Genomic DNA, 9359 nt, shown 5'->3' with positions numbered 1-9359 from the left:
CAGCTCTCAAAGCCATCAAACCAGGCATTTCTGCCTCAGCCAACCTGATTTCTTTTCTCCCCCACTCGGCAAGTGAGATGTCTTTTACTTTGTACTGAATGAATTTTTCAGATTTAATTTCTGACATAATGTGATTTGTTAATAGTTAATTGGTTAAGAGTTAAGGGTTAAAGTCCAAATTCGGCTTTCACCTTGTCTACATAGTCCAGTTTTTCCCAAGTGAAAAGCTCTACTTCCTTCACAATGGCTTCGCGATAAGGAGAATAGAAGGTCTTTTTCTCCAGTTCATTTTTCCTGCCCATGTGTCCGTAGGCCGCAGTTTCCTCATAGATCGGATTTCTCAGCTTTAGTCTTTGCTCGATGGCATAAGGACGCATTTCGAAGATGGCTTCCACTTTCTTTGCGATTTCGCCGTCACTCAAGCCAACTTTGGCAGTTCCGTTGGTATTCACATAGATTCCCATTGGCTTGTCTACACCGATTGCATAAGATACCTGAACCAGGATTTCGTCAGCGACTCCCGCTGCCACCATGTTTTTGGCAATGTGACGGGTAGCGTAAGCTGCGGAACGGTCCACTTTCGAAGGATCTTTTCCTGAGAAAGCTCCTCCACCGTGAGCACCTTTTCCACCGTAGGTATCCACGATGATTTTTCTTCCGGTCAATCCGGTATCTCCGTGAGGACCACCGATTACAAACTTGCCGGTTGGGTTGATGTGATATACGATCTCATCGGTGAACAGCTTCTGAAGCTCAGGCTTCAACTGTGCTTTCACCCTTGGGATCAGGATAGTAATGATGTCGGATTTGATTTTGGCAAGCATGGCTTCTTCCGCATCGAAGTCATCGTGCTGGGTAGAAACCACAATCGCATCGATCCGCTGAGGCACATTGTCGTCGCTGTATTCGATGGTCACCTGAGACTTGGAATCCGGTCTGAGGTAAGTGATGTCCTTGTTTTCTCTGCGAAGAGCTGCAAGTTCCTTCAAGATCATGTGAGAAAGATCCAACGCCAGCGGCATGTAGTTTTCGGTTTCGTTGGTCGCATAACCGAACATCATACCCTGATCACCGGCACCCTGCTCTTCAGGATTCTTGCGTTCTACACCTTGGTTGATGTCGGCAGACTGCTCGTGAATGGCAGAAAGTACCCCACAGGAATTGCCCTCAAACATGTACTCGCTCTTGGTGTAACCGATTCGGTTGATCACGTCACGGGCGATTTTCTGCACGTCCAGATAAATGTCGGACTTCACCTCGCCAGCTAGGAATACCTGTCCGGTGGTCACGAGGGTTTCACAAGCTACTTTGGATTTGGGATCGAAGGCTAAAAAGTTATCTATCAGCGCGTCGGAGATTTGGTCAGCGATTTTGTCAGGATGACCCTCAGACACTGACTCTGAGGTGAATAAATATGCCATATTAAACTACTTATTAATTATTAAAACTGCATTTGAAGCAAAAATATTGAGACGGAACAAGTGGCAAAACCTATTGAAAAAGTATACAGATATTGAAAGTGGTAGGAAAAAGGCAAAGTAATCTTCCGCTCCAAAGAAATATTTCACCTTATATTTCAACTTAGAATTTGATGCTACTTTATGTAAATCCCAACTATTACATAAATTATAAAAGGCGGGATAACCTGTAATTGCTTCGGTACCGGGTCTCAAAATCGGGATTAATTTTTTCGCAAATTTATTCCCTGCCAGTTTATTAGCCAATGAAAATGGATGAAAACCTAAAGGAAATATATGCACAGATTTTCCGCCAGGAATTAGCCAATCCTCAATATTTTTAAATGTTTTTGAATTATTTGGAACGTGCTCCAATAGATATTTTGAAAAAATCATATCGGCCTTCAAATTCTCATTTTCCTCCTCGCAGGATTGAGCAAAGTATTTATGATACTTTTCTTTAAAATCAAAACTAGTATCAATATCTAAACCAATATAATCCCCAATATCATCTTTCCTAAAAATTGGTCTACCTGTACCACCAATTTCAAGAACTGTAGAATTGATGTAAGATTTTTGAAACTGGCTATAGAAATATTTTTCAGAATCACTTATTGATCCCAAAATAGAATCTAAATACTTAATGATGGAATTTGAAGCATTCCTGTTTAATTGAACAAAATACCTTATCATTTAATTAGTTTTTAGGAAGTAAACTAAACTTGCCTGGGCCATGACGGAAGTCAGATTTTCCCCTTTGGGAAATTCCGATGTACTGGCTGGATCGAACTGCCATTGATAATTGCGGGCGTGGATCAGCTGCAGTTTGGAACTGAGCAAGAGGTTGTTGAATTGCTTGTCAAAAAGGAATCCTAGGGAAAGATCGATCCAGGGTTTGCGCTCCGAATTCTGGAGTTGGGCTTTATAGTAAAAATCCTGATTATTGGCCAAACGTTCAAATACAAGTCCCATTTTTTCAACACCTTCGATAAGAGCAACTTCGAGTGTTTGGACATTTGATCCTGTTCCTATCCCTACCCCCAAAGGCTGACCATAATTAACAAATCCTCTGGCAGGTGTATGGGTGTGCCAAGTCAATCCCCCTCCTAAGCCCATGTAACGAATGTAACGGTTTACCGACTCTTGCTGATGTGTGATTTCTCCTCTTACCTGTACCAGTTTCCCCATTTCAGAAAGTTCAAAAAGTTGAATAAAGCCTAGGATATAGGCTCTGGCATGTTCGGGATTCAATATAAATTCACGCCAGTTGTATGAATGATCTCTTCTGCCATATTCAAAATAGATTTCATTTCGAGATTTCGGAAAAACCCATCTGCCAAAAAATGAAATTTGTTGAGATTGGCCATTTTGATCCCTATCAAACCCGTAATTGGTTTTTGTCACAGGTTCGAATACCGGAAAATAGGCCAAGAAACCGGATTCCATGGATTCACTATACTGGTGAAAAGTTCGGGTAAATCCCAGGAACAGTCCTGGAACCCATTTTGGATTGTAAGAAATCAATAAAGCATTCAAATATCTCCAATCACCGGAAAAAGGAATAAAATATTGTTCATTCAAATCTTCATTCTGGGAAGGAGGCACACCGGAGTTTTCCAACCTACCCACAATCAACTGTGTTTCGAAGTTGCCCAAGAAAGTTCGGGCAGGTTTTGTAGTGTTCAGTGTCAAATGAGGAAAGCCCTGGGCATTGTTTGAAAAAGTCAAAGCATTAAACTGACCAGGTCCCCACCAAATATTTTGGGTGGCACCTCCGATTTCAAAAGATCCGTACTGAAACGTCAGCTCGGATTGCCCCCACCAGGGTTTAACTATCCAGGAATCGCCATAGCGTTCCGGGAAATCTCCCCAGTTCCACAGAAAAAAGCGACTCTGAATTTCAGAAGTGCTCATTTCTTCCAAATCAGTATCAAATCGTCCATTTTGGGCTAAAACCAATTCCGGCCGAAAGGTGAAATTGATGAACTTATACTTGGCCTGTACACCTCCTGAAAAATAAGTCTGAAAACCTGGGTTGGGAATCAGGCCATAATCGCCCCAGCCGTAAGGCCTTTTGGTGGTTATGCGGTTTGTGTTAAGAATTGGTAGAATTCCAATTTCAAGACCTTTGATTTGATTTTCAATATCTTGAGTGACCGGATACAAGGAATCTCCCTCAATAAACGGTTTAAGTAAAAAGGATCCATTAACGGCATCGAATTTCAATATTTGAGATCTCCTTTGCTTTTCTTCCAAAACAGGAAATCCAGCAGGAAGAGACTGGGCAAATACCTTGGACGAAATCAAAGCAAACAGACAAAATCCTGCCGAAATGAGATATTTATTCATTGATGCCAATCGAAAAATTCTTTTGAATCAAACCGAAAATCATCTTGTTTGGACTCTTTCAACGAAAAATTAGAAAACACCATCAGTTTGGCATTCAAATCCAGAAATTGAAATCCATTAGCAAATCCTCCGGGAACATGAACCAGGGCAGGAACATCGCAGTCCAGAATTTTCACAAGCGGGTTGCCTACCTCTTTGGAAGTCCAATCCAAAATCGGCACCAATACCAATTTGATTTTACCATAGATCGGCACGAAGACCTTTTCCTCGGATTTATGCGCCTGCCAGGCCCTGATTTGTCCCGACTCCGAAGGAGAGATCATATAAAACCTCTTAAATCCGGAGAGATCGAAGTCATTACAATATTCTAGCCTACCTCTACTGTCATGATGAAAATTAATATCAAAGGAATGAATGCTATTCAAAGGCCAGATCTGTCAGTTTTTGAATATTAATTTTTCGCTCAAAAGATTCCTCAAGAAGTTTTTTTGAAGCCAATCCCATACTGTTCAATTCCTCTGCACTTGATTTCAAAAACCGTTCAAAGCCAAGCCTAATTTCGTCAACCTCGTTGCAGGATGCGCTAAAGCCTAAAAGGTAATCCTCGATCATGGATGGAACTTCACCCTTCATTACAGCAAATATTGGCTTTTCATAATTGAGATAGGTCTGGAATTTACTGGGGATCATGATTTCATAGATAGGCGCATCAACAAGAGAAATCAAAAGGACATTGCTTGCTTCAAAAAAATCAGGCATTTCTTCAAGTGGTCTCCGACCGACAAAATTCACATTTGAAATTCCATGCTTTTTTACAAGCTCCTGAAGCTCTTCCACAGCTGAACCATCTCCTATTAGATTCAGCCAAGCATATGGGAATTTTTCAGCAACTGTTTTAAATCCCTTTAATACATTGTCCAGATTTTGCACTTTGCCAATATTTCCTGCAAAGGTGAAATTGAACGTACCCGGCAATGATACAGCATTTTCGGACTTGGAATCAATTAAAGGCCAATTTGGAACCCAGTGGATGCTTTTTGGAGAAGTTAGATAGCTACTTAGTTTGGGTGAGAATCCACGACATGAAACCGCTATACTGTCCGAATTATTGTAAACAAATGACACTAAGCGATTCAGTACTGCGCCCAGAAGCTTTGTCTTTTTGAACCCATAAGCATAAACTGTATCCGGCCATAAGTCCTGAGTCCAAATGGTCATCTGTGTCTTATATAGCAACTTAATTACACTTCCAGGAATGGCGACTGTCAGCGGGCCAGTTTGATAGACAAATACCCGGTCAAATTTTCTACCTATGAAAACACCTACAATGGACGCAAAAAAAACGAAACTCAGGTAATTCAATATTTTGATAATTTGGTTTTTTTGGTAGCCAGGAATTACCATAACCCGGTGTACTGGAATATCCCCGAAGAACGACTTTTGGTAAATCCTATTTTTATACCCGTTGAATGTTTTGCCATAGGGATAGGAAGGAGTTCTGGTCAAGACCTCAATTTGATAGCCTTTGGAAGACCATTCCTGAGCCAGATCATTGATGATAAAATCTTCTGGAAAAAATGCCTCCCCTATTATCAATAATTTTTTAGCCAAAGGATGGATAAATTGGTATGTATAAACTTGAATTGGATTCCATGAACATCTTCATTTCATCTATCATCTCATGATAAGTTGGAATTTGCTTGAACTCGGTTTCAAACTCTGTTTTAAGACTTTTATCCACTTTTTTCCCTTCAAAAGGTTGAACATTAATGCACCGCTTGAAGGATGAATTAAACAATTTCAGAAGCTCAAATTTCGAAATTGGGCTTCCATTAGTAATATGATAAAGTCCAAACCGTGGATGCTCAATGCATTCTTCTATCACTTTGGCCAACTCAGTGGTAGTAACACCACCCCAATACGCTTCCGTATAACCATTGACATCTCCTGTCTGATTCATAAACCAATGAAATAGACCTTCACCATTGACTTTCAACTCCGGTCCAATGATTGATGTTCTTAAAGTAAGATGTTTCTTGGAAAATAATTCTCCCAAGGCCTTCCCTCTTCCATAAACATCGTCTGCATCCCTAAAATCTGATTCCAGGTATCCGCCCTTTTTTCCTGAAAATACACAATCTGTCGATATATGGATTACTTGCCCGCCATAATTATCTGCCTCAGCAGTAAGCCAATGCGGAAAATAGGCGTTGATAAAGATTGAATTCTTAGGGTTAAACTGAGATCCCTTGATTAAAATGCCGATGCAATTCACGATAACATCAGGCATATAGTCTTGAATTATCTCAGAAAGTTTCTTGGAATCAGTAATATCACAAACAACTGTATTCTCGTGAAGTTTATTTCTGAATGATAAATCCATCAGGTGGATTGCTGGATTATCCTTCAATTTAAAGTAAACTTGATGACCCAACATGCCGGTTGAACCCAAAATCAAGACTTTTTTCATGTATTTACAATTGATTTTCGGCGGTCAGATAGAATCTCGAATTATTAATAAATATTCCCATGTGTGCCTCGATTTCATTGTTTATTCCAGGTAACGTGGTTTACTATTGCAGTATAACTCTGGATTGTCCGGATCACTCTGGTAGAACAGTTTTTAATATCATATTCAAATGGAAGATGCTGTTGACTACTAAGGTGAAGCTCCCTGGCTATGGGGATGGACTGAAGCATGCTTTCCTTGGAAATTCCTCCCAGCACAATGGTACCTGCATCAATTGCTTCGGGTCTTTCTGTACTAGTACGAATGCTTACTGCAGGAAAGTTCATCATAGCCGATTCCTCAGAAATGGTACCGGAGTCGGACAGGACAACAAAAGCCTCTTTTTGAAGGCTTACATAATCAAAGAATCCAAGAGGCTCTATGTTTCTGATCAAATCATTAAACACCACCCCATTTTCTTTAATCCTTTTTCTGGTGCGGGGATGGGTACTGAAGATGACCGGCATCTGATAGACTTCAGCTACCTCATTCAATGCTTCAGCCAAAATCTCAAAGTGATTTTTCAAGTCAATATTTTCCTCCCGATGCGCGCTAACCACGATGAATTTACCTGGCTTCAATCCTAACTTTTGGACCACATCAGAACTTAAAATCTCCGTTTTGTATTTGTCCAATACTTCGTTCAAAGGCGAACCAGTTACAAATACATGATCCTTTCGAAATCCCTCGCTTAAAAGATATCTTCTGCTATTCTCGGTGTAGGTAAGGTTAATATCAGAGATATGGTCTGAGATTTTGCGGTTAATTTCTTCCGGAACATTCTGATCAAAGCACCTATTACCGGCCTCCATATGGAAGATCGGAATCTTCAAACGTTTGGCGGCGATTGTACAGAGTACACTATTCGTATCTCCCAACACCAACAAAGCATCGGGCTTGATTTCTGACAATAGCTCGTATGATTTCGCTATTACGTTCCCAATGGTTTCGCCCAGATGTTTGCCGGCAACATTGAGGTAAAAGTCTGGTTGTCGTAATTGAAGATCTTCGAAAAAAATCTGATTCAGCGTGTAATCATAATTTTGTCCGGTGTGAACTAGTACATGATCAAAAAACTGATCGCACTTTTTAATACATTCAGCTAATCGGATTATCTCTGGCCTTGTCCCTACAACAGTAACAACTTTCAATTTTTTCATTACTTGTTCCACATTTTAAGCTCTTCTTGTATGTAATCCAGTCCTAAAAGCTTCTCCTTAATTTCAGGAATAGACAGCCTTTTAGTATTGTGGGAATTATAATCTTCTATTTCTCCGATTTTAGTACTCCCTTCGGTGAAATAGTTCCCATAATTTAAATCCCTATTATCAGCTGGAATTCGATAGAAATCACCCAAATCATCAGCTTTTTCCATTTCTTCTCTGGTGCAGAGTGTTTCGTATAACTTCTCTCCGTGCCGGGTGCCAATTACCTTAACTGAATTCCCTGCTTCAAATAGTTCTATTAAGGCCTGAGCCAAATGACCAATTGTTGAAGCAGGAGCTTTCTGGACAAAAAGATCACCTTGATTTCCGTGTTCAAAAGCAAACAATACCAGATCAACAGCTTCATCCAGAGACATTAAGTATCGTGTCATCTCAGGATTGGTAATGGTCAGATCCTTACCGGCCTTGATCTGATCCACAAACAAAGGAATTACCGAGCCTCGGGAAGCCATCACATTACCATACCTAGTAAGACAGACTTTAGTCTTATCTTCTCGAATATTTCTTGATTCGGCAACAGCAACTTTTTCCATTAACGCCTTAGTCATTCCCATCGCATTAATAGGATAGGCTGCTTTATCTGTACTTAAACAAATTACATTCTTAACATTATTGGCAACGCACGCTTTAATTACATTTTCAGTTCCAAAAACATTTGTTTTAGTTGCTTCTATCGGAAAAAACTCACAAGAAGGTACCTGCTTGAGAGCAGCAGCTTGAAAAACAAAGTCAACTCCCTTAAGAGCTAAGTCAAGGCTATTGAAATCACGGACATCACCGATATAAAATTTGACTTTAGGATGATTCAGGGAAACTCGCATATCATGCTGCTTCTTTTCATCCCTGGAGAAAATCCTTATTTCATTCAAATCAGAATTTAAAAAACGTGATAGCACCGCATTTCCAAAGGAACCGGTACCTCCTGTAATTAAAAGAGTTTTATTTTTGAACATCTAGAGTGATTTATAAAATTTTTCCCATTTACTAATTTTTGTACTTATATCAAATTCACTAATAACAAACTCACGAGCGGATATCCGCATTTGGGAATAGGACTTATCATCCATATCCAAAATCAAATAAAGACTATTAGCTATAGATTCAGAATCCGAATTTATCCAAAAACCCACTTTTCTATCTTCTAAAATTTCCCAAGGAGTACCTTTAGAGACAATTACAGGAGTCCCCATCATTAGAGACTCTAAAACAACATTTCCAAAATTTTCAGATTTACTTGGAAGAATAAGGCAGCGACTTTCCTGAATAAGTCTAAACTTTTCATCTCCACTAAGATGTCCTAAAAATTTAATATGATTAGTAAGTTTCAAATCGCTTACTAATTTTTTTAAATAATCAAAATATAGACACTCAGATTCCAAAATAGCAGATCCAACAATTAATAGATCAGGCACATTAAAACCTTTATTAGTTAAAATGCTAAAAGCCTCAAGAACCAGATGAATATTCTTAATTTCATTAATTCTACCCAAAAAAAGAATTTGTTTTTTTTGATCGATGTCAAAAAAAAGATTTCGAATTGGAATATAATTTGGAAGTACTTCAATTTTTTTGCAATTAGGAAAGTATTTCTTTATCAAATTGGCCTCAGTAAAGTTTGTTGCATGGAAAACAAATCTTGGAGCGAAAATCCTAAGAAAAAACAAATAAATTTTTTTTTGTAATCGAGATTTTGCTAAAGCAGCAGGATATAATTCACCACGAGGTGAAAAAACGAATTTTATTCCTCGAGGAAGACCTACCAACAAAAGAATTAAAGTAGGATGAAAGAAAAGACTGGAAAAATGTATTACCTCACAA

10 protein-coding genes are annotated in these 9359 nt (G+C 39.2%); all 10 read right to left on the bottom strand.

Annotated elements, in window-relative coordinates; all coding sequences use genetic code 11:
* The coding region (locus B0E43_RS22745; RefSeq protein ID WP_139352718.1) for an adenosylhomocysteinase at window positions 1-127 on the bottom strand (127 nt) is incomplete at its 3' end.
* 40 nt (window positions 128-167) lie between these two features.
* Window positions 168-1421 carry a methionine adenosyltransferase gene (gene metK, locus B0E43_RS22740; RefSeq protein WP_077353714.1) on the bottom strand — a complete coding sequence of 418 codons (1254 nt, stop codon included), beginning with the start codon at window positions 1419-1421 and terminating at the stop codon, window positions 168-170.
* 6 nt (window positions 1422-1427) lie between these two features.
* Window positions 1428-2150 carry a methyltransferase domain-containing protein gene (locus tag B0E43_RS22735; RefSeq protein WP_077353713.1) on the bottom strand — a complete coding sequence of 241 codons (723 nt, stop codon included), beginning with the start codon at window positions 2148-2150 and terminating at the stop codon, window positions 1428-1430.
* Complete coding sequence (locus tag B0E43_RS22730; protein ID WP_077353712.1) at window positions 2151-3806, bottom strand: capsule assembly Wzi family protein; 1656 nt, start codon at window positions 3804-3806, stop codon at window positions 2151-2153. It lies immediately after the preceding gene.
* Window positions 3803-4231 (bottom strand): WxcM-like domain-containing protein, encoded by a 429-nt coding sequence (locus B0E43_RS22725; RefSeq protein ID WP_168172003.1) that lies wholly within the window; start codon window positions 4229-4231, stop codon window positions 3803-3805. Before B0E43_RS22725 ends, B0E43_RS22730 begins: the two co-directional genes overlap by 4 nt.
* Complete coding sequence (locus tag B0E43_RS22720) at window positions 4224-5417, bottom strand: glycosyltransferase family 4 protein (RefSeq protein ID WP_077353710.1); 1194 nt, start codon at window positions 5415-5417, stop codon at window positions 4224-4226. The genes B0E43_RS22725 and B0E43_RS22720 overlap by 8 nt, the downstream gene beginning before the upstream one ends.
* Entirely contained in the window at window positions 5410-6276 is an 867-nt protein-coding gene (locus B0E43_RS22715) for an SDR family oxidoreductase (RefSeq protein WP_077353709.1), read from the bottom strand. Before B0E43_RS22715 ends, B0E43_RS22720 begins: the two co-directional genes overlap by 8 nt.
* A gap of 74 nt (window positions 6277-6350) precedes the next feature.
* Window positions 6351-7475, bottom strand: a complete 1125-nt coding sequence (gene wecB, locus B0E43_RS22710) for a non-hydrolyzing UDP-N-acetylglucosamine 2-epimerase (protein ID WP_077353708.1) — start codon at window positions 7473-7475, stop codon at window positions 6351-6353.
* Window positions 7475-8494 (bottom strand): polysaccharide biosynthesis protein, encoded by a 1020-nt coding sequence (locus B0E43_RS22705; protein ID WP_077353707.1) that lies wholly within the window; start codon window positions 8492-8494, stop codon window positions 7475-7477. Before B0E43_RS22705 ends, wecB begins: the two co-directional genes overlap by 1 nt.
* Window positions 8495-9359 (bottom strand): glycosyltransferase family 4 protein (locus B0E43_RS22700; protein ID WP_077353706.1); only part of this gene is annotated, 865 nt, incomplete at its 5' end. It abuts the gene before it with no gap.

Origin of the sequence: Algoriphagus sp. A40, from assembly GCF_002002735.1 — a bacterium.
Lineage (GTDB): Bacteria > Bacteroidota > Bacteroidia > Cytophagales > Cyclobacteriaceae > Algoriphagus.
This window is presented reverse-complemented; position numbering and strand designations above follow the sequence as displayed.